Raw genomic sequence first — 21,248 nt, 5'->3', positions numbered from 1 at the left:
ATACTAAGCTCCGTGCAACGTTCGACCGCCACCTTCGACCTCCAGCAGCAGCTGCGCAGATTCAAAGCGGAGGTCTTCCAGGCCTTGGCCCATCCGACGCGCATTCACGTTGTCGAGGCGTTGGCGGTGGGGACGCGCTCGGTGTCGGATCTGGCCCATGAAGTTGGCGTCGAACAGGCCAACCTTTCGCAGCATCTTGCCGTGCTCAGGTCCAAAGGGATCGTCGTTTCTCGCAAGGAGGGGAACCAAGTTCATTACAGCCTGCGCGACCCGCTGCTGGCCGAAGTCTTGGCGAGCATGAAACAGGTATTCCAGAACCACTTGGAAGAATCGCTTGAGATGCTGCGCACGATGGAGAGCGAGGCCTAGATGGGGCGGAAACCCTTCGACATCCCGAACGACTCGCTGCTGCCGCGCTCCTATGAGTGCTTAAGCGAATATCGGACGAAGACCTTCATTCAAGACCTCATCGCAGGCGTGACGGTCGGCCTGGTCGCTCTTCCACTGGCCCTGGCCTTTGCGATCTCCTCGGGAATGCCGCCGCAAGCAGGAATCACCTGCGCCGTCGTGGCCGGCTTTCTGATTTCCCTGCTCGGCGGCTCCAAGGTCCAGATTGGCGGGCCCACTGGCGCGTTCGTGGTCGTCGTCTCTGGCATCATCGCGAAACACGGGATCGACGGCCTCTACATGTGCACGATGATGGCGGGCGTCGTCCTGGTGCTCCTGGCGGTCACGCGTCTTGGGACAGCCGTCAAATTCATCCCGCGTCCGGTCGTCATTGGGTTCACCAACGGCATAGCGGTCTTGATCGCGAGCACCCAGATCAAGGACTTCCTGGGTCTGCAGATCGACAAGGTTCCAGGTGAATTCCTGGGCCGAATGGGCGCCATCGCTGGGAGCCTCGGGTCCTACTCGCCGCAGGCGCTCACGATCGGCCTGGCCACGCTGCTCGTCGTCATCGGCTTTACGCGCTTTGCCGGGCGGGTTCCGGGGTCGGTGGTTTCTCTCGTGGTGCTTACCGGCCTCGTGTGGTGGCTTCAGCTCCCGATCGAGACCGTGGGGGGGCGTTTCGGCGTTTTGCCCTCGGGCCTGCCTACGCTGCGCTTGCCCACGTTTCGGCCCGACCTCATCCTGCCGCTCCTCTCGCCCACCATCACGGTGGCCATGCTGGGCGCCATCGAGTCCCTACTGTCGGCGGTCGTCGCAGACCAAATGGCGGGCGACAAGCACCGTCCCAACGCGGAGCTTCTGGCACAGGGAATCGCCAACATCGCCTCCCCGCTGGTTGGGGGGCTCCCGGCAACAGGCGCCATCGCGCGAACCGCCACAAACGTTCGGTCTGGGGCAAAGACGCCCGTGGCCGGAATGATCCATGCCGCCACGTTGGCGCTCGTGCTCCTAACGGCGTCCCGCCTGGCAGAGCACATCCCCTTGTGCGTGCTCGCCGCAATCTTGCTCACCGTCGCCTGGAACATGGGCGAGTGGCGCGAAATCCCCGAGGTCCTGAGGCAGAGCAAGGCCGACGTGGCGGTTTGGGCGCTGACCTTCCTGCTCACCGTGTTTGCGGACTTGACCGTCGCGGTCGAGGTCGGTATGATGCTCGCCGCACTCCTCTTCATTCAGCGCGTGACGACCACGACGTCGGTATCGAGGGTCACCCCCGAGTACATCGAAGCCGGCTTCGCGCACAGCTTGCAGACCAACGAGCTTCCGGATGGCGTGGCCGTATATCGGATCCACGGCCCGTTCCTTTTTGGCTCAAGCGACAAGCTCTCCCTGATCGAGGAGGAGTTGGAATCGCTTCCCAAGGTGGTGATGCTGCGGATCCGCAACATGACTGCCTTGGACGCCACCGGGCTGCATGCCTTCGAGCACTTGGCCGACCGGCTTCATGAGACGGGAAGAGAATTGATCCTTTGCGGCGCCAGGGCGCAGCCCCTGAGGCTGATGAACCGGACGGAGTTTCACCGGCATGTGGGTGAAGAGAACATCCAGCCGAACCTGAGCGCGGCGATCGAGAGGGCGAAGGCGATCTTGGGCTGAGCGCCGACGAGCTTTCCGCCGCTACGCAAACAACTCAAGCGCCGGTCCGGAGGTCAGACCTTCAGCCAGCGCATCCAGCGCTTCGACATAGGTCACCTCTTTCGACTCTGGGGACATGCGCGAGGGGATCGGGGTCGCGAAAGCCGGATTGTCGTTGATCTCCCAGATTTGGATACGATCCCCGTTGAACCCATAGTCGATCCGGCCGTATTCGATGTGGGCTAGCTCGAAATAGGGCATCAAGAGCTCTCGGTGAGGGTTGTCCCGGTAATAGGCGGAGTTCTCGGCCTGGGTCGCTTCGTTGCGAATCCGATCCTGAGCTTTTAGGCTCCAATATTCGCCGATGAGCACGTGCTGCCCAAAGATGCGGCCGCCAATTCTGTAGGCGCCGTACTTGCGATAGAGGCCGTCTGGGCTCCTCACTTCCTGATACTCGACGATCAGGGCCAACTCCTCGGGCACACCGGCGGCCTTCATGTGCTGCAGCACTTTGGCCAGGGCGTCCGGGCTGGAAATTAGGCTGGACTTGGGCCCGGAGTGGTCGTTTTCGATCCGCACAAAGACCGGATATCGGACCTTACGCCGGTTCTCCCAAACTCGGTACACGTTGAAGTCGTTGGTTTCCTGCCGCCACAGGGCGCGCAGCAGCTCAAACCGAGTGAGTTGCTTATGCGGGTTGTTGAGGAGGCGATGCGTTTGGGGCGAGGTGGACAGCTGGTCCCAGAGTTGGCAGGCGAGCGTGCGCTCAGCCTCCAGCATCCGCTCGCGATCGCAGAAGATGTAGACGCCGGGTGGGGCCACGGCACGGGAAGCCAATTGGCAGTAGGTCAGCTCCGTCAGGTGACGCGACCACTTGCGTCCGTAGCGATTCAGGAAGTTGAGGGTATGTCCCGCGCCTTCATCGAGGGTGATGAACACGACCATGCGCTTGCCACAGGTTACTCGGACCCTTCTGTGCCGCGCGTGGCGAAGCGGGACGCGAGGGTTGCTGAGGCGAAGTTGCCGGTGACGTTGCACACGGTCTTGAAGATGTCGGTGATCGAATCCGTCGCGTCGAGCAGCAGAATGCCTTCGGCGGGGAGTCCGGCGGCCATATAGGCGCCAAGGGTGACCTTGCTCCCGGCGCTCGGAACCCCAGGTGTGGCGAGGCTGAGGAGAAACACCGTCAGCACGAAGGTCAGCACGCCCAGAGGGCTCAGTGTGACACCGAACATCGCAGCGCAAAAGAGCAGCTTGGAAACGGCGGAAATGGGTCGGTTGACCTTGAGCAGGGCCGCGGCCATCGGCAGCACGATCTCATGCGCAGGGTCTGGAAGCCCCAGGGCGCGCGCGCCCTGGAAGAGCGCCGGCAAGGACGCCAGCGAGGAGCGCGTGCCGATGGCTACCGCTTGCGCCGGGGCTACGGACCTGCTGAAGAGGCTCCAAGGCACCCGCCCGAAAACCGATGCAAGGATCCCCAACAAAAAGGTGAAGAGGGTGAGCGCGACGCACGTGTAGACCATGAAATGCAGCACGCTCGCGCCGAACTCGAGGCCCAGTTTCGACGCAAAGGCGAGCGAGAGGCAGAACACGCCGATCGGCAGGGCCTTGACCACCCAGCCGACGAACACCAGCACGACGTCGCGGATTCCCTCCGCAAGCTGAAGGATGGGCTTGCGCTTTTCTTCGGCGATCTGGCGCATGGCCAGACCGAACATCAGCGCCAGAACAACCACCGGGAGCATGTCACCGGAGGCCATTGCAGCGAGGCCGTGCGATGGGATGAGCCCGGCGAGCCAGTCGCCAAAGCCAGTGCCCACGGCGCCTGAAGCAACCGAACTGACTTCCAGGACTGTCGTTTCCGGCTTGGGCCCTAGGGCCGAAACATAGGGAACACCGACCGCCAGCGCGAAGATGGCTGCCACTACCAGGAGCCCCAAAAAGACAAGCGCAGAGGCCACGGTCCATCGCTTCCCGTTTTCGCTGAGGGGAAGGCCCGCCACGCCGCAAACGATCAAGGTGAGCACAAGAGGCAAGACGGCCACTTTGAGCGCATTCACCCACAGGTCGCCGATCGGTTGGATCACGGGGACGACATTGGCGGCAAGCTCGGGGCGGCCGTGGCAGAATCCTCCCAGACCAAAGCCCAAAGCCAAGGCAGCCGGACCGACGGCCGGCGCCCAATTGCGTGATCCCTCCCCCTTGTTGCCCAACGCTGGAAGGTTTACCCGCCTTGCCGCTTCACCATCTCATTGACCCAGAAGGGAACATAAGGCGAGACGCAGCCCTTGGGGGTCGGATAGTCCTTGAAGGCGCCGATCTTCTCGCCGATGGCGAGGACCCGTTGGCGGTGTTCCGGGTACTTGATGCCGATTTCACCCAGGCAGAAGTTCATCGTCCAGGCTGCCAGTTTTGGCGCGCTCCCCATTTCTCGTTCGATTCGGTCGAGCAGGGCCGTGAGGTCGAGGCCTTCGGGGGCCTTGAGGACGCGCTCGGTGGTCAGGCTCCAGCCGGCGCGCTGCGCCATCATGTCGCCGTCCGCCATCCACTTCTGGCGCAGGGCTTCTTTGTCCGGGTGCTGCCGGATGACGTTGGTCATGAGCCAATCGGCGAGGTGCGACATCAGGGCGGTCTGGGAGGGGTGGACTTCGCGGACCATGCGGTCGACGTCCTCCGCCGAGAGCTGCTTGGGCTTCACCACCAGGGTGGATAGCATGCGGGCTTCCCAGTTGCCTGTGCTCCAGAGCTCGAGGCCGAGCTCGTGGTTGGTCTTGATCTTGTTGGCGATGGCGCGAAGGTCGCCGGCTTTCACACCAAACTGGTTGTCGTTTGCGCCGTTTTTGGCGTTGATCGCGCGGATCTTTTCGCTGCCGAGCGCCTCAAGCTCCGCCATCACCTGGTCTTTGGTCATGGGCGGTAGGATACCGGGGCCTCGGGGAACCAGACTTCTTTTGGAACCAACCGTGCTCAGTTCGGCCAAGATCGCTCACACGAGAGTTGGAAGCCATCTCATAAACCTGCAAGACGTGTGTTGGAGGGACTGAGGGACAAAGGAACGAAGGCACGCGGAACTGTAGCCGCAGGTCTTTAGCCTGCGTCCGGGCATTCTTGAGATAGCTTGGGGCTGGCTCGAATCCCTGGATTCCTCGAAATCCTTGGCCACTTCTGGATTTTGAGGACTTTGGGACTGTGGATCTGCCTGTGTCGGTGACGACGTCTCGTTCATTGGTTGGCGTGGGCGAATGAAGTCAACCACTTTCTCGATCTGAGGTTACGCGCTCTACGCGAAGCTGCTAGAGACAACCCACAAAGTGGGTAGTCACACAACAAGAGGGCTAACGGCAGTCAGGGCTCAGACAAGAAGAGGCCACGCAGTGGCCAGCCGGCCACATCCTCATGGATATCACGGAAGCGCTGCACGAACCGAAGAGAAGAAGGGCTCAAGTCGAACAGGATTGCCTAGAGCTTCCTTCCACTCACATAGCTGTCTGGTGCTCAAAACGGCATAAATCGCCTCTGTTGCTTTCCAGTAAGCACCTTCCACACCAATCTCGTACTCCGTAACCTGTTTCCCATGCACCACTCTGTTCAGTCGCGGCATAGAGTCTGATTGCTTCCGTAGATCGCTAAGGGCGAACCTGTAGGTAGATCGCAGGTCATCTATGCGAGCTATCTGAGAGTGCGATAGGTGCAGTGCCTTATGCAGCTCTGGCACTCCAAGTGCTTCCATTGGAAACTGCTGAGCAGTAACTCTCGCCAACTCATATGCAGCGAGCCCACTGGCTCCACTTGCACTCGATTTCATGCTAGTGAGAAGCTCCAACTGGTCAGTTGAGAAGCGATACTCCTTCAATAGATCGCGATCATTAGCAATGCGCGACATCCTGTGTTGCATAATTGGGGACAAGGTCGTGACAGTGCACAGCTTCGAGAACACTCTAGACCCGGCAAGGGCCACGATCGCACTTGAGGACTGAACACCGCTACTGGAATCGACAGAATTGCCTCCGAAAGCGATCCACAGACCTCCACCAGTCAGCATGAATATAACAAAGACAAGCCACCGGTGCTGGCGTGCAAGGCCGATTGGAAGTCTAGACATCTTGGGTGCACCTGCCGTTTATGCAATGCGAATACAACATAACCCTTCCCGGGTGCCCACGCATTGCGTGGTCTCCATCGTTCACCCCTGACCTTCGTGTGACCTCTTGTTGTGTGGCTACCCCGATCATCGGGGTTGTATCCCCAGCATGACGTTGAGAGGATGGCCACGCATCCATTGTACGCCGGACCAGCGTCATTCGGGCTCCCAATATTGCTCCCAGACCCCAGATTCGCAGTTCGGCGGCTCGACTGGGCAGCCTCTTGTAGCAAGAATAGGTGAGTTGGTGGGCATGGCCTGGAGCATTGATGGCCACCCTCTTGCCTGGCTGCATTTTGGGGATTGTAGGTCTGCTCAGACCTTCAACGCAAGGCCTTGAGATTCAACCCACAAAGTGGGTAGCCACACAACAAGAGGGCTAATGGAAGTTTGGACTCACACAAAAAGGGGCCACGCAGTGGCTGGCCGACCTTCAACGCAAGGCCTTGAGATTCAACCCACAAAGTGGGTAGCCACACAACAAAGGGGCTAACGGCAGTCAGGGCTCACACAAGAAGAGGCCACGCAGTGGCTGGCCCGATCAGCCGCTCGAAGGGTGGCAGGCCGGGTTCAGATTGCTGACCCTCGCCGTCGGGGACCCAGAAGAAGCGCGGTCTGCGACCCCTCCAGGGTCGGAAGGTACGAGGCGGCCCCCGGCGCCCGGTGTCTTCGACAGCCGGCTAGCGTTCTTGGACCCTTTCAGGGTCCGTTGAGAGATGCATCATCTGAGCCCATTAGTTCCAGTCGTTGAACCTGGGTCACCCAGGCGAGACGCCTGGGCCACGCGTGCCTCACCAGTCCCCATTAGGGTTCGTTCGCTGACTGGGACCCGGTTCCAGGCCGGTTTTCGGCTTTCGCTGAGTTGGGCCGGCCCATGGGGCAACTGAATCTACACCTGGAATGAGGGTTCAGATGTCGGGCTCTGTTGCTCCTGGACAGCCTCTGCCCGCAGCCCCACCAGCTCAGCGTAGGCTCTTGCGATTGAGATGTAGAGGATGGGCCAGCTCCAGAAGGCGCCAACCCAACATAGAAAGACCCCGAGTAACGAGACCAACGACGCCCAGAAGTGAAAAGCCACGGCCCTTGGATACTGGCTGCCCAGCAGCCTAACGGACTCTTGCGTGGCGTCGCGCAGCGAAAGCCCCCGATCCGTCATCAGCGGCAGGGTGAGCATGAAGAGCCCTGATGCGAGGCTCTCAAAGGGCATCGCGAGCCAGGAATCCCATCGCGACCCAGCCAGCGACCAAAGTGCGACCGAGAGCAGCCACCAACCGATTGCTGCTCCAATAGCCGGCGGAACGAGCTTTGGGAAGAGCCTAAGGTGTGCGAACAGGTCCTCCGCGCGTATTGATTGGCCCCGAAACTGCTTGAGCGCCATTCCGATCAGCCCGGCAGATAGGCACCAACTGAAAGCAAAGAGAAGCGCGGAGTGGGGCAGTTGGTACGGTAGCAGGCGCAGAAGCTCCTGCCATGTGAGGGGCTGTTTCCAGTCGCTTCGGCTGAGTACCAGACCCTTGAACCAGCTCCAAGTGAAAAGCTCCCCGACGCCGAACAGCAGCAACAGCACCGTAGCGCACAGCCAAGGCCAAATCGCACGGTTCAGCCACTTCCACGATTCCCAAACCCAGCCCAGGCGCAGCGTCTTCATGTGGATGAGGTCTTGACGGCTATTTGGTCGTGGCCGCCTTCATCTCTCTTGCCACACGCTCCGCTTCTCGCATGACGCGCAGGACGTTCAGGCCCAGAATCTTGCCGATCTCTTCGTCCTTGTAGCCCCTTCGGATGAGCTCGGCGGTGAGGTCTGGGTATTGCGAGACGTCATTCAGGCCGTCCACGCCGCCCCCGCCGTCGAAGTCCGACCCGATGCCGATGGAGTCGATCCCAGCGACCTTTCGGATGTGGTCAATGTGGTCGGCGACCTGTTTGAGGGTTGCTTTGGGGCGGGGGTGGGACTTCTCCCAATCGGCCATCTTGGCTTCGATCTGGCTGACTCCGACGGCCTGACGATCCAGGCCCTGCCGGTAAGCGGTGCGCGTTTTGTTCCAGTCGGCGATCGCCTGCGACGTGTACGGGCCGAAGATGACCACCATACACACGCCGCCGTTCTTCTTGAGCCTTCGAAGCACGTCGTCGGGCACGTTTCGGGGATGGTCACAGACCGCTCGAGAGCCGGAGTGAGAGAAGATCACGGGCGCTTTGGCGACGTCGAGCACGTCGTGCATGGTCTCGGCGCTCACGTGAGACAGGTCCACGAGCATGCCAAGGCGGTTCATTTCGAGCACGACCTTGCGTCCGAAGTCGTTCAGCCCGTGGCTCTTCGGCTCGTCGGTGGCGCTATCGGCCCAGGGGGTGTTCAGGCTGTGGGTGAGCGTCATGTACCTGGCGCCCAGCCGGTACATGTCTCCCAGCGTCTTCAGAGAGTTGTTGATGCTGTGGCCGCCCTCCATGCCCACCATTGAGGCGACCTTGCCGGATCGAAAGATCCGCTCCACGTCGTCAGCGGTCCAGGCGATTTCGAAGGTGTCCGGGTAACGCTTGGCCAGTTTGTAGACGATGCCGATCTGCTCCTTCGTGGTTTTGACGGCTTCATCCGCCCCCAGCGAAACGGGCACGTAGACCGACCAAAACTGCCCACCCAAGCCGCCGGCGCGGAGCCGGGGGATGTCGGTCTGGCCGCCCTCCCGGAACTTGCGGATGTCGACTTGGTCGAAGATGTTGCCGCCGCCGCGCCTGAACGACCAGGGTAGATCGTTGTGGCCGTCGATGAGCGGATATCGCTTGTGCAGCTCAAGCGCATGCGCCCGGGCGACGTCTTGCGGTGCGGTTGGCTGGAGCAGTGAAACAGCAAGCAGGAGCGAGAGCATAGGGATAGGATAGCGGAAATTGGGGTTCTTTGCGATCATTTCGCAGGCGGGGGTGTTGGGGTTGTCAGGTGCTCAGGTGCTCAGGTGCTCAGGTGTTATGGTGTTATGGTGTTGGGTGTTGGGTGGCCAGGTGCTTTGGTGCTAAGGTGTTGGGGTTGGCAGGTGTTCAGGTGCTTCGGATGGGGGCGAAGGGCGAAGGGCGAAGAGCGAAGTCCGGAAGGAGGCTTCCTGCACCCCATTGAGCGGCTTTCGCCCGCTATGCTGCCGTCTCAGGCATCTCGATTTTTGCGCCCTGCTCCCTGAAGAGTCTCACGATCTCCGCGCACCAGGCCCGTGCCAGGGCCTCGCCAGCCTCCTTTTCCGATCGGCCCTCCTGGAAGTCCTCAAATCTCAGGGGCTTTGCGAAAGCGACGATCGTCCGCCCCCAGCCGATCCAGGGGCGTCCTTTGGGCATCTTCTTGTGATTGCCAATGATGGCGACAGGAAGCACCGGCGCTCCAGATCGCTTGGCGATCATGGCGATGCCCCTGCTCACGGGAAGAAGCTGCTTGCCATCACCCCGCGTCCCCTCGGGGAAGACCAACACCGCGCGCCCCTCGCCGAGCAACCTGTAGGTCAGGCGCAAGGCCTCGGTGTCTGCGGTGCCGCGGTGCACCGGGAACGCGCCCAGCGAACGGATGAGTTGGCCCAGGACCGGAACCTTGAAGAGCTGCGCCTTGGCCATGAAGGTGATCTGCCGCCCCACGCAGACGGCGGCGGCTTCGGGATCGAGGTTGCTCGAATGATTGGGGGCGACGATCAGCGGGCCGGTGAAGGGGACGTTCTCCTGCCCGACGACGCGAATGCCGCCGGTGAGTTTGAACAGCACGGTGCGCGCCAGCCAGATGATGAAGCCGTACCAGGGCTTATAGCGCCGCGCCATGGGAGAGATTATGGGGGATGGGGGGCGGTGGGGGGTGGTGGGTGGTGTTCAGGTATTCAGGTTTTCAGGTTGTCAGGTCTTCGGGTTGTCAGGTCTTCGGGTGTTCAGGTTTTCGGGTTGTAAGGTTTTCGGGTTGTCAGGTTTTCAGGTTTTCAGGTTGTCAGGTCTTCGGGTGTTCAGGTTTTCGGGTTGTCAGGTTGTCAGGTGGTGGGTGAAAGCATTGCCCATCGCTCTTCGCGCATCGCTCATCATGCTTCGCCCATCGCCTGTCGGGCGTCGCGGCCCCTGAACGCTCAGCTCAATCCTTCAGCCTTGAGCCGCGATCCCCGCGAATCGGGACAATAGGGGGATGGGTCCGAGCCGCCTGGAAACCCTCAAATCGCTCAAGAACGCGAATGTGGACGTGGCGCTCGCGACCGCCTTCGGCACGCTGGTTTCCGGGACGTTTCTGGTCGGCTACGTCAAGCATTTGGGCGGTTCTGACGCCTGGGTCAACCTGCTCGTCGCCCTTCCCAGCCTGTTCGGCGTGCTTCAGATTCCGGGCGCCATTGTCGGGAGGAGCTTTTCCAGCTACAAGCGCTTCGTGTTTCCGGGTGGGCTCCTATGGCGCTTGCTGCATTGGCCCTTGATCCTGCTGCCGCTGGTCACGCTTGGCGCAAGTCTGAAGCTGACACTCGTCGCCGTGTGCGTTTCGGCGGCGGCGGCCTGCTCGCTCTTTGTGAACCCGATCTACAACGACTGGCTTGCAGAATTGGTCCCGGCGTCCTCGCGCGGCTGGTATTTCGGCCGGCGGCAGATCATCGCCACGGCCGTCGGGGCGACGGTCGGCGTCATCGGCGGCGTGGTCCTCGACTTCTTCAAGGACACCGGCTCGGCTGACGTCGGGTTCTCCACCATCTTCGGCTTCGGCGCGTTGTGCGGAGCCGGGAGCCTCGTGTTCTTCCTTCGTATGCACGATCTGCCGCGGGCCAACCCGGTCAAGCAGTCGATCCGCGAGGGCCTGTCGGCGATGCTGAACCCCGTCCGAGACAGGGACTTCCGCAAGGTCCTTGCGTTCCTGACGGTGTTCGTAGTGGGCCAGACGATTGCCGGCAACCTCTTCAGCGCGTTCGCCATCGAGAGCCTGAACATGTCGTTCAAGATCCTGACGGTAGCGGGCGCGATGCAGGCGGTCGGGATCGTCGCATTCACGCGGTTCTGGGGCTACCTGGCCGACAAATATGGAAATCGCCCGGTGCTCTTCCTGCTGGCGTTCGGGATCACGCTCACACCCGTCATGTGGATGTTCTGCCATCCCGGCCAGGACACGGTGAATGCCGCAATCTTGATCCCAGGGCACATCTTTTCCGGCCTGATGTGGGGAGGCGCCACCCTCTGCCAGCTCAACATCCTGCTCGCGACGGCCAAGCCCGAGGACCGAGCGAATTACATCGGCGTCGGCTTGGCGGTTCAGGCTCTGGTGGGCGGCCTCTCACCCTTGGTCGGCGGCGAACTTATGGCGCTGTACCGCACTTTTTGGGCGCCCGACGTCGCTTACAAGGTGCTCTTTGGGACGGCGATGCTGGCCCGGTTCCTGGCGGTGTTCCCGCTGCTGTCGGTGCGCGAGGAGGGTTCGGTGCGGCTCCGTGAGGCCCTGAAGCACATCCGCAAGGTCACGCCGAAGGGTTATGGGGCGCTCAGGAGCCTTGCCAAGAGCGAGACGCCCGGCCACCGCGAGGAAGCCATCCACCGTGCAGCGTCCCAGGGGCTTTCTTTGGCGCTTGAAGAGATCATTGCCGCGCTGCATGATCCTTCACCCAGGGTCAGGCGGCAGGCTGCCGAGGCGCTCGCCAAGCTGCAAGACCCCGGGGCAGTGCCTGCCCTGGTCCACATGTTGGAGGACCACCCGGACCTGGTGGATGAGGAGACCTTTGAAGCTCTGGGCGAGCTTCAGGACGAGGAGGCGGTGCAGCCGCTGGTCCGCTATCTGGAGAGCCCCCGGGCTCTCACGCGCCGCGCAGCGGCCAAAGCGCTCGGCAAGATCGGGTCACCTAGCGCTACGGAGCCGCTGATGCGGGCTGCGGCGCTGGACGCCGATCCGGACCTGCGCCGCTCGGCGCTCCAGGCCCTGCGCCTCCTCGGAGCACGGCAGGCGGTGCAGATCTTCCTGGATGCGCTGATGGACCCCTATCCGAGCAACCGGATCGCGGCGGCCGAGGCCGTCGCCGAGCTCGAGTTGATCGAAGCTCGGGAAGCGCTAAGGACTTCGCTGCGACAGTTCTCCGATGAGGGTGAAAGCGAGGTTGCCTACGCGCTGGGGGCCGTGGGTGAAATCACGGACCTGGGCACGATCCTGGAGCACGCGGGACACTGCAAATCCATCATCACCCGTCGGCGGTGCCTGCTGGGCGCGGGTCGGTTGCTGGGGGTCGAGATGGAGCTGTACCGGCTTTTCTTGCTGGAGGGCTTCGCACGGGATACGGCCCTGATTGAGGCCCTCAAGCCCCTGACCAAGACCGTCAAGCGGGCTCGGGTTGCTCTTGATCGGTTCTCCTCCGGCGATGAGCCCGGGGCACTGAAGGCGATGGAGAAGCATCTGCCCAGAGAACTGGCCCAGGCCTTTGAGGCGTATCCTGTCGCTGAGGGGTTTATGGTCGCGGCGCTCTACGCCGTCAGCAGGGCCGAATAGGGGTTGTTCCTAAGCCGACGAGGTCGCCCTTGCACGGCATACGGTTTGTGCGAACCACACTCCAAGACGTTGCCCCATCGCTAGGCTCAGGGCAGGCTCCATCGCCGTGAGATAGGCGTTCCTGGCCCGCACCCCCTCACCCCGTTCGCTCTGCCCACAGCCTCCCCGCAACGGGAGGAGGTAACCCAACTTCGGCGGCAAGAGGGCAGGCTCCTCGCTTCAACCGGTCGGCCCCTGGAGCCTCAGGGTCCTGCAGGAAACGGAGTGGCCATCGAATCCAACCGAATCCAGAGGCAGACGTGCTGGCCGGGCCCGGAGCAGCATTTGTTGATGGTCCGGGCCCAGCGAGAGAGGCAGGCACCTAGCCCTTCGGGCCGACTTGAAGTCCCATCAGGTCGATGCTCAACGAGAACGGCTTGGCTTGTCTGGACGGCGTGTGGGCTCTGAAGAGCACTCTGACTTCCTTTGAGCTCTTGACGAACCGGCCCGGGTTCGTCGACACCGTCACCGTTCCCGTGCTGGCGCCCACTCCATAGAGCGGGAAGGTGCCCACGTGCTCATAGGCGTTCTTCGACCAGTTGAAGAGCCAGACCATCCCGGTCGTGGCCATGGTGGCGCGGCTGGTGCATGTGACCTTGAGCGACTTGACTCCGGTTGCGGTTTCGTCGATCGCGTAGGTCGCCTCGGCGCCTGCCGCGTAGCCTACGCCCTTCATCGTCGCGGAGATGATCGAAAAGTAAAGGCTGTCGACCTTGCGGATGTCGGTGACGCCGCCAAGTGACGAGAGGCCGACGTACTTGGTGACGGTCAGCGCGTCGTAGTCCTTCGGGGGCAGCACGTTGGCGATGCTCCATGAGTGAATCGTTGTCTGCCAATTGCCGCCGGTCCCGCTGACCATATCCACGCCCCAGAACGTGGTGTCGTCGGCAGGGTCGACCTGCGTGGAATAGTAGTCACCCCAACGGTTCACGCCCGGCGAGCCGTAGTTTGCGTTGGTGCTGGTTTCCACCATGACCGGCGCGCCCATCGTGCCTGGAGGATCGCCGGCCTGTCGGGCGGTCACCATGCCGTCGGCGGTGATGCTCGTGCTGCTGCGCGCGAAGATCATGCCGATATCGCCGAGCTGGTTGATGTTCATCGCCGGGAAGTGGTAGTCCTCGCCGCCCAAACCCTTGACATCGCCACTCTGATCGAGCGTGGGCGACCCGGCGCCCGGCCAATTGTTGGTGTTGAAGGCATACCACCGGCAGATGCTCCGGTCGTCGCCGGGGGAGACCTGTGTGTGATGCGCCGTGACGAGCTTTCCGTTGCGCCAGGCCACGTTGTAGAGGCGGGAATCGATGTTGTCGAGGAAGCGTCCGTTGGTGCTCAGCGATGGCCTCTGACGCGGAGTGAAGCCGGGCACCGCCACGGACTGGAACGTGATCGCCGGCGAACTGGTCAGGGAAGTCATGCCGTAGAGGCGGATGGAACTCGTAGACTCCGCGGCGGCGGCATAGATCTTGTCCGTGACGGCGTCCGCCATCTGGGCGCATTGGCCGGACCCCGCGTTCTCGTCCCGCAAAACGGTAACCGTCGGCGCGCCACCGGTGAGCATCGGCGCCTTGGTCATCACCACGAACTCGACCCCGGCAAAGCCACTGCTGCCCGACATGGCGAACATGTTGCCGCACACGACGAGGGCGTCCTTGTTGACTCCCAGGCTCGGATAGTCCATCCAGTAGGTGTTTGAGCCGACCGTGAGCGCCGCCTCGATGCGGTATTTGAACCAGTTGCCGTTCGGGTCGCCATCGTCGGAAACCGCGATCAGCAGTTTGGAGATGGTGGGGTCTTGGAGTTCAAGCGCAAGCACAATGAAGCGCCCCGACGACTTGTCGTAATAGCACTTTGGGTCGAAGACGAAGTCCGTCGCGCCCACGGAGCCGAAGAAGCCGCCTGCGCCATCCATGATTTGCTGGAAAGTTTTCTGGCCGGTCGATTTGTTGAAAAACGCCACACTGGAGTTCACGGTCTCAACGATGTGGTTCAAACCTACGGCGAGGTTGGGGTCTGGCGGGACCCAGCCGGTCGCGCCTATGCCTGGGAACCGTGCGGCACGGGTGTTGTCGACGCGCTGGTAAGCCTGGTTCTCACCGTGAGGTGCCGTGGCCTCCTCAGAGTTGTTGCCGAGCGCAAGTGGCGGTAGGGGGTTCTCTGGACGCTCGATCACGTGGCGGATGCCATCGACAATCTGCGGTTTGAAGCGCGTTGTCGAATCCTTCACGCCCTTGGCGGCTTTGAACGTCTTGACAACAGGCAAGACGCCGCTCTGCTGCCTCCCTTGGCCCAAATTGGAGATGACGACCCCGGCAATCCCTGCGACGAGGACAAGAGTAATGGCTAGCTTCTTCATGAACGACCCTGAATACCTTCAACTGATCCCGCAGATGGCAATGAGCAACCCGTTGCCCGCGGAGATGGGCTGAGAATACCAGTTCACCCGTTCAAAGCATCCAGACAGCAATACGCGCCCGCGGAAGCCTTTTTCCGCGGGCGCGTTTGCTGGGACTGCTTACTGGACGAGGATCTTTCTTGTCAGTTCGGCGCGGTCGATGCTGAAGACGAACGACTGGCCCAGCCGCTGCGGCACAACGGCGCGCAGGGAGACCTTGCACACGCCGTTGGCGTCCACCCACTTCGAAAGGGGCTTCGGCAGTTCGATGCTCGTCGTGATCGACGTTGAATTGACACCCATCGGGAACGACTTCATCCAGACGTACCTGCTCTTGGTTCGATCCCACAGATAGATCATGCCCGTCGATACGGAGCCGCCTTTGGCGTTGATGTTCAGGGTCATGCCCTTCACTTCATCGCTCAGAGGCTCGCCATCGAACGTCACGTTGACGGTCGCCGCATAGCCGACTCCTCTCTGGAACACGGTGGCGACGCGATACAGGTAGTCATCCACCGTAGGCAGCGTCGCGAGATCGCCGGAGAGGTACGTCCCCTGCGCCACGGCGATAGCAGTCGATGGGATTGGCTCTGTCACATAGATCGGCGCTGCCAGGACGGCCTTGTAAGCGTTGATCCTGCCGTGAGCCACCCAGTTCCCCACAAAGTCCGTGTTGTCCTCTAGGAGGGCACGGATCTGGGTGTTCGTGAAGGAAGGGGCGACCGACCAGATCAGGCCGACCACACCCGCGCAGACCGGCGAGGCCATCGAAGTGCCATCCCAGGCCTCGTAGCCGCCGCCCACCGTGGTGCTGAGGATCGCCACACCCGGAGACGCCACGTCCACCCAGTCGCCGTAGGTCGTAAAGTCGGACTGTCGGTCAAACTGGTCCGAAGCCGCCACGGCGATGCAGACCGGATAGGCTGCGGGGTAGTGCTTGTCGGTCACCGGGTCGTTACCAGCCGCCGCTACGAGCACGGAGCCCTTGGCCCAAGCGTAGTTGCAGGCATCTTCAATTGCTTGCGATGGGAACCAGCCACCAAAGCTCATATTGATGACGTGGGCGCCTTGATCGGCGGCCCATTTGATGGAGTTGATAATGGCGTCCTCGGTAAAGCCTCCAAACTCGCTAGCCTTGACCGGGAGAACCATACAATTGAATCCGGGCCCCGCGACTCCCATTGAGTTGTTGGTTGAGGCGGCGGCGTCGCCACTGACGTGCGTCCCATGCCCCTGGTTGTCCTCAACCGTATCGTCGTTGTTTGCGAAGTCATGTCCCGGCAACACTTTGCCCATCAGGTCAGGGTGGTTGATGTCGCAGCCCGTGTCGATGACGGCGATCTTGACGGTATTGAGCCCCTGCGTAATGTCCCAGGCCAGCTCGGTCTGGATTCGCTTGTGGGCGTACTGCTGGGCAAACAGCGAGTCGTTTGGCGTGAAGTCGGCATAGTAGACGGCATTGGGTTCGGCATACTTGACGATTTTCTGGCTGGCGTAGGTCTTGATGGCCTGGTTCACGCCTAAGGCGGTGGGCAGCTGCAATGCGACGATGTCCAGCCCTTCGACGCTGCGAACGACCTTGGCGCCGGTCTTGGCGTTGAGAACCAGTTGAGCTATCTGGGTGTTTGGCTTGAACCGGACCACAATCTGGCCTGGCACGAAGTCACCACTTTGCGAGAGGGCGGTGGCAGCCACAGCCGCCGACAAGAGAACAAATAAAGCCCGTTTCATGACCAATGGCCTCCGAACAGCGCGACATCGCACGCGAGCACGCTTTAGGCTACTTTAGCACCAATTGAAGCCGGGAATACTTCCCAATTGTGTAAAGGAACTGGAATCCAGCGCTTCTTGATCGTTCCAGCCAGCAACCGGCAAAGTTGCGGAACCATGGGCAGAGTACCGACGTTCTATAATGATGACGACTGGGGGCGAACGGGCTCGACAGAGCCGGTTCGACCGACGGTTGCGAGCCGAGGACCCGCTGGCCTCGTAAAAAGCGGGAAAAAAGCAACTGCGAACACAAACTTCGCTTACGCGGCGTAATACGACCGCGCGTCCTAACCCTGCGAGCCGGTAGGGGGGCTAAGGGCGTCGCTAAATCCGGATAAGGGCCCAGCTTCTGTTCGTAGCGAAGGCCTCGAAAAAGAACCGAACTGAGCGTCGATCAGCCGACCCCGGGAGAGATCGCCGCCGAGAAAAAGTACAGGGGAGACGCTCGTGGTAGCTATCGGGGCGACGGTTTTGGAAGGGGGTTCAACTCCCCCCGCCTCCACCAGATTTCGGGGCGCTCTGGGAAGGCTCAGGGCGCCCTAAAGCTAGCCAAGCCCTTGTACAACGACACCCAACGGAGATCGCCTTCTGCGACCCTCCGGTCTAGCGTATGCCTCGCGACCCCACCGGCGAATGTTGAGAAACGGAGGCTTTGCGCTCTACAGTTGCTGAACCGAAATCGCCCAGTCGGGCCGCCTGGGCTACACCTTTCTCAACGGGCCCTGCCGGGGTCAGCAGAGGGTATCCAGGGGTTGAGCGGAAGTCTCCTGATCCCCACCGGTCGGAACGACACCGATGGATCCGGGGGCACCCATCGCCTGCACCCCGGAGGCGTGCCAGGTGTTGAGAAGCGCGATTCAGCCGCGTCCTCCCCTGCGCTCCGTCGCAGCCGACGCGTCAAGGACGGCCTAAGCGTGTTCGCTCAGGAGCCGCTCGAGTTGGCTCACCGAGCAGATCGTGATGATCTGGCGCTGGGTCGTTACGAGCCCGTCCTTTTGCCACTTGCTCATCACGCGGATCGTCGTCTCCACCGTCGTGCCCGCCATCTCGCCAACTTCCTGCCTGGTTAAGGGGACCTTCAGCCGAGCCTTGTCGCCCTTGTGAAGCCCGTAGTTGTCGGCGAGGATCAAAAGGACGGCCGCGATGCGCTCTTCAACCGTGCCGCTCGAAAGCCGGGACATCATCTGGTGGGCTTGCCTGAGCCGGGGGCCAATCGTGTGCACGATTTGGTCCTTAAAGGGAGAGCTGGCGTGATAGATCGGCATGAGCACGCGCGTGGGAATCTTCAGGTACCAGCAACTCGTGACCGCAACGGCGTTGAGCGGAAACGGCCGGCCCTCGATGGCGATCAAGAGGCCGAACGCCTGGCCCGGACCCAGGAGGTCCACTGCCACCTCCTGCCCGTGCGGTGTCGTGCGCGTGAGCTTGACGAAGCCCGAAGCGACGATTCCTGAGAATTCGGAAGGCGACCCCGCGAGCCAGATCGACTCGCCACGGTTGGCATAGGCCATGAAGCAGCCTTGCTCCAGCGAATCGCGCTCCACTTGAGACAGGGCGTTCAGGATGGTGCAGGACTCAATCGCTACCCGAACGCTCGGGCGATCGTCTCTCAATCTACCATCGGCCATTAGGTGTTCAGCTTGCACGACTGAGCCTCCTCGAATCAAGCATGACTTTCGCGACATAGCCTCCCCAAAGGAGGAGGCCGGTGAGTTCGATGAAGCCCGTGAAGCCCATCGGCAGGAACATGCTTCCGGAATAATCGGTGCCGATCTCCAGCGCGACGCGCAGTGCGTTCCCTATGTTCAGCAGCCAAAAGGACGCCCAGAGCTGGCGCTCCTGTTCTGCCGGCATGTCGTTCATGCGCGCCACCACGTGCATTCCAACACCGAGGATCATCTGGCTGATAAACCCGACGGTTACCGCGTGACGGATCGCGCCGGTATAGGCGTGCGAGAATGGCTGGCCGATCTGGGCGAGATGCAGCGGCTCAACGGCCATAAGCAGCCCACCGATCAGCAGCCAGGTGAATGCCCCTCGCACGAACTTGTGGGAAGGCGCCGCAAACTGGAGACGCCGAAACATCTGGGTCGAGGCGATCAGGAAGACCGCGCCCGCGGCGAGCAGCAACCCTCCTGATCGGTAGACCAGCAGGCTATCCGGCCGAAGGTCTTGGCGAAACGCCAGGACCCAACCCGCCATCCGGGCCAGCAGACCGGCCTGCCACAAACCGAATCCCAGCAGGCCCTGTCTTGGATTAGCGCCTTCAGCGCCAAAGCAAGAGCTCATCTTGACGCAGGCCACACCAAAGATCATCATGGTGACGAAGCCTAGGAATTGAGCCTCTCGATAGGGCGGGAACCACTCGGCGATGAACAGGACCCGCTCCTGCGGGCTGCCTCCGTGGGTCTCTGCGAAGAAGTAAGGCTCTGCGAGGGCGATGACGACTAGCCAGAACATGGAGGCAAACACAAGCGCCGTCTGCCAGGTCATCGGGCCGCTTCGATGCCGGGTGACGGCGATATTGCCCATGAAGAGGAACACTGAGATTGTCTGCAGGATGCAGGAGGCCACACCAATGGGGACCCAGATTCCTGGATCGGCATTGCTGAGGGGCTCAGCGGCGAACCGGACACCGATCCCAACCGCCATCAGGACGAGCGAGATGGCCGCAAGCCGCTCGAAGAGGGCATTCTTGGCCACGGTCGGGGCGTGCTGCTGCAGCGCGAAACCCATGACGAAGAAGCCCACCCACCCATAAACTTGCGAGTTAGCGTGGGCGAGGACGTAGGGTGTCCACGCGCTGGCGGTGTAGCTTCCGTTCAGGGCGATGCCCAGCAGCGCGACCGCCCCAAGCAGGCATCCGGCTGTCAGAACGGAGATCACCCCTGCCAGGAAAAACGGCCGATAGATCTCGACGCTGGCGCGCGCCAGCCCTTCCGCTAGGGCAGAGCGGTTGGGCATGACGCGCAGGGATTGAAGGGACTGCGATCTCATTGGCAGCTCAGCAGGGCTTTTCGGCGCCCTTGCGTCCATAGTAGTAGGCGTTGATCGCCAGATTGAACAGGTAGAAGGCGGCCACGCCATAGAAGAACGAAGCGGTCCAGCTCCCTTTGATCGAGGCCCCGATCAGCACCGAGAAGATGAACGGGCCGTAGGCGGCGATTGCCGACGTCCAGCCAATCACGCCGCCGGCTTGGCGCGCCTCAAAGATCATCGGCATCTGCTTAAAGGTCGAGGCGTTGCCGACCCCGGAGAAGAAGAAGATGCCGAGCATCAGCCACAGGAAGGGGCCGAACTCCTCCAGGCTCGTCGGGTGAACGTATTTGCTTACCGCAAGAGCGCAGAGCAGCATTCCGATGCCAGACACCTGGGTGACCCTCGCACCGCCGAGTTTGTCGCTGATCGGCCCGAAAAGCACACGGGACGCAGCACCCACCAGCGGGCCAAGGAAGGCGTACTTTAGGGGGTCGGGCCCATCCGGAAACTTGGCGTAGAGTTCTTTGATCATCAGCGGGAACGCCGCCGAAAAGCCGGAGAACGAGCCGAAGGTCATGATGTACAGCGAGGTCATCAGCCAGGTGTGCTTGTTCTTGAAGATGTCGGTCTGCTGGGCCAACGATGCCTTGGCGGTCGGGACGCTCTTGAGGCCGAACCAGGCGATGAGTGCGGCGACCACGATGAAAGGCGCCCAGATAAGCGCGCCGGTCTGCAGATAGATTTGGGTGGTCTTGCCCGCCTTGGTGAAGTTCTGGGGCGCGCCCACGACGCTTGCGAACATCGAGAGCCCGATGACCCACGGAATGAGGAACTGCGCCACGCTGACCCCGAAGTTGCCCACGCCCGCCTGGATGCCGAGTGCCGTGCCCTGCAATCGCTTCGGGAAGAAGAGGCTGGTGCTCGGCATGAACGAGGAGAAGTTGCCGCCGCCAAGGCCCGCCAGGAACGCCAGCATTAGCAGGGTGCTGTAGGGTGTGTTCGGGTTCTGCACGGCCATGGACCAGCCGATGCAGGGTAAGAGCAGCAGGATGGTGGAGAACGCGATGGTGTGGCGCGTGCCCACAATCGGAATGAGGAAGGTGTGGATGATGCGAAGCGTGCCGCCTGCGAGCCCAGGCATTGCGGTGAGCCAGAAGAGCTGGCCGGCATCCAGCTTGAAGCCGATGCCCTGAAGGCGAACCGCCATCACACTGACCATGAACCAGGTCGAGAACGACAGGATCAGACAGAACGTCGTGATCCACATCGTGCGCCAGGCAATGCGAAAGCCCTGCGCCTCCATAAACGCGTCGTCGTCGCGATTCCAGGATGGGAGCCAAGTGGCGGAGGGGCGTCGTTCGGTTGCCATAAGTGCGTGACCTCTTAGGTTCATTGTCAAGCCGTGGGCCAGATGGGGCTATGACAACCGTCATACGGAGCAGGATTGGTCG

At 61.7% G+C, this 21,248-nt stretch carries 14 protein-coding genes and 1 other RNA gene; 4 read left to right on the top strand and 11 right to left on the bottom strand.

The genetic code is table 11. From position 1 onward, the window contains the following. Window positions 1–51 precede the first annotated feature (51 nt). Window positions 52–369, top strand: a complete 318-nt coding sequence (locus HZC36_03720; protein MBI5706081.1) for a winged helix-turn-helix transcriptional regulator — start codon at window positions 52–54, stop codon at window positions 367–369. Continuing rightward, a complete protein-coding gene (locus HZC36_03715; protein ID MBI5706080.1) occupies window positions 370–2,043 on the top strand; it encodes an STAS domain-containing protein in 1,674 nt (557 codons plus the stop codon). Window positions 2,044–2,064: 21 nt separating this feature from the next. On the opposite strand, the gene HZC36_03710 is transcribed toward HZC36_03715, so the two are convergent. The 6 genes from HZC36_03710 to HZC36_03685 form a co-directional block, all read right to left on the bottom strand. Next, complete coding sequence (locus HZC36_03710) at window positions 2,065–2,967, bottom strand: hypothetical protein (GenBank protein MBI5706079.1); 903 nt, start codon at window positions 2,965–2,967, stop codon at window positions 2,065–2,067. Window positions 2,968–2,981: 14 nt separating this feature from the next. Further along, window positions 2,982–4,178 carry a cation:dicarboxylase symporter family transporter gene (locus tag HZC36_03705; GenBank protein MBI5706078.1) on the bottom strand — a complete coding sequence of 399 codons (1,197 nt, stop codon included), beginning with the start codon at window positions 4,176–4,178 and terminating at the stop codon, window positions 2,982–2,984. A 68-nt stretch (window positions 4,179–4,246) separates the two neighbouring features. After that, on the bottom strand, window positions 4,247–4,933 hold the full coding sequence (locus HZC36_03700) for a DNA alkylation repair protein (GenBank protein MBI5706077.1): 687 nt from the start codon (window positions 4,931–4,933) through the stop codon (window positions 4,247–4,249). 2,119 nt (window positions 4,934–7,052) lie between these two features. Then, the gene (locus HZC36_03695; protein ID MBI5706076.1) at window positions 7,053–7,811 is read right to left on the bottom strand and encodes a hypothetical protein; all 759 of its coding nucleotides are present in this window, start codon (window positions 7,809–7,811) and stop codon (window positions 7,053–7,055) included. Between the two features lie 19 nt (window positions 7,812–7,830). Continuing rightward, entirely contained in the window at window positions 7,831–9,027 is a 1,197-nt protein-coding gene (locus HZC36_03690) for a dipeptidase (GenBank protein MBI5706075.1), read from the bottom strand. A gap of 256 nt (window positions 9,028–9,283) precedes the next feature. Beyond that, window positions 9,284–9,949 (bottom strand): 1-acyl-sn-glycerol-3-phosphate acyltransferase, encoded by a 666-nt coding sequence (locus HZC36_03685; GenBank protein ID MBI5706074.1) that lies wholly within the window; start codon window positions 9,947–9,949, stop codon window positions 9,284–9,286. A 349-nt stretch (window positions 9,950–10,298) separates the two neighbouring features. Between HZC36_03685 and HZC36_03680 the strand changes: the two genes are divergently transcribed. Beyond that, the gene (locus tag HZC36_03680) at window positions 10,299–12,617 is read left to right on the top strand and encodes an MFS transporter (GenBank protein ID MBI5706073.1); all 2,319 of its coding nucleotides are present in this window, start codon (window positions 10,299–10,301) and stop codon (window positions 12,615–12,617) included. A 361-nt stretch (window positions 12,618–12,978) separates the two neighbouring features. On the opposite strand, the gene HZC36_03675 is transcribed toward HZC36_03680, so the two are convergent. Continuing rightward, entirely contained in the window at window positions 12,979–15,009 is a 2,031-nt protein-coding gene (locus tag HZC36_03675; protein ID MBI5706072.1) for a hypothetical protein, read from the bottom strand. 159 nt (window positions 15,010–15,168) lie between these two features. Further along, the gene (locus tag HZC36_03670; GenBank protein MBI5706071.1) at window positions 15,169–16,779 is read right to left on the bottom strand and encodes a peptidase S8; all 1,611 of its coding nucleotides are present in this window, start codon (window positions 16,777–16,779) and stop codon (window positions 15,169–15,171) included. A gap of 193 nt (window positions 16,780–16,972) precedes the next feature. Between HZC36_03670 and ssrA the strand changes: the two genes are divergently transcribed. Continuing rightward, window positions 16,973–17,323, top strand: a transfer-messenger RNA (tmRNA) gene (gene ssrA / locus HZC36_03665). A gap of 403 nt (window positions 17,324–17,726) precedes the next feature. Here the strand turns inward: ssrA and HZC36_03660 are convergent. The 3 genes from HZC36_03660 to HZC36_03650 are packed head-to-tail and all read right to left on the bottom strand — an operon-like array spanning window position 17,727 to window position 21,166. Next, a complete protein-coding gene (locus HZC36_03660) occupies window positions 17,727–18,431 on the bottom strand; it encodes a Crp/Fnr family transcriptional regulator (protein ID MBI5706070.1) in 705 nt (234 codons plus the stop codon). A gap of 22 nt (window positions 18,432–18,453) precedes the next feature. Continuing rightward, window positions 18,454–19,782 (bottom strand): NnrS family protein, encoded by a 1,329-nt coding sequence (locus tag HZC36_03655; protein ID MBI5706069.1) that lies wholly within the window; start codon window positions 19,780–19,782, stop codon window positions 18,454–18,456. 40 nt (window positions 19,783–19,822) lie between these two features. Then, window positions 19,823–21,166: a NarK/NasA family nitrate transporter gene (locus tag HZC36_03650; protein ID MBI5706068.1), complete on the bottom strand. Its 1,344-nt coding sequence runs from the start codon at window positions 21,164–21,166 to the stop codon at window positions 19,823–19,825. Window positions 21,167–21,248 lie beyond the last annotated feature (82 nt).

The organism is Armatimonadota bacterium (assembly GCA_016223145.1).
GTDB lineage: Bacteria > Armatimonadota > Fimbriimonadia > Fimbriimonadales > Fimbriimonadaceae > Nitrosymbiomonas.
Note: the sequence above shows the minus strand (reverse complement) of the source record. Positions and strands in the feature narration are given on the sequence as shown.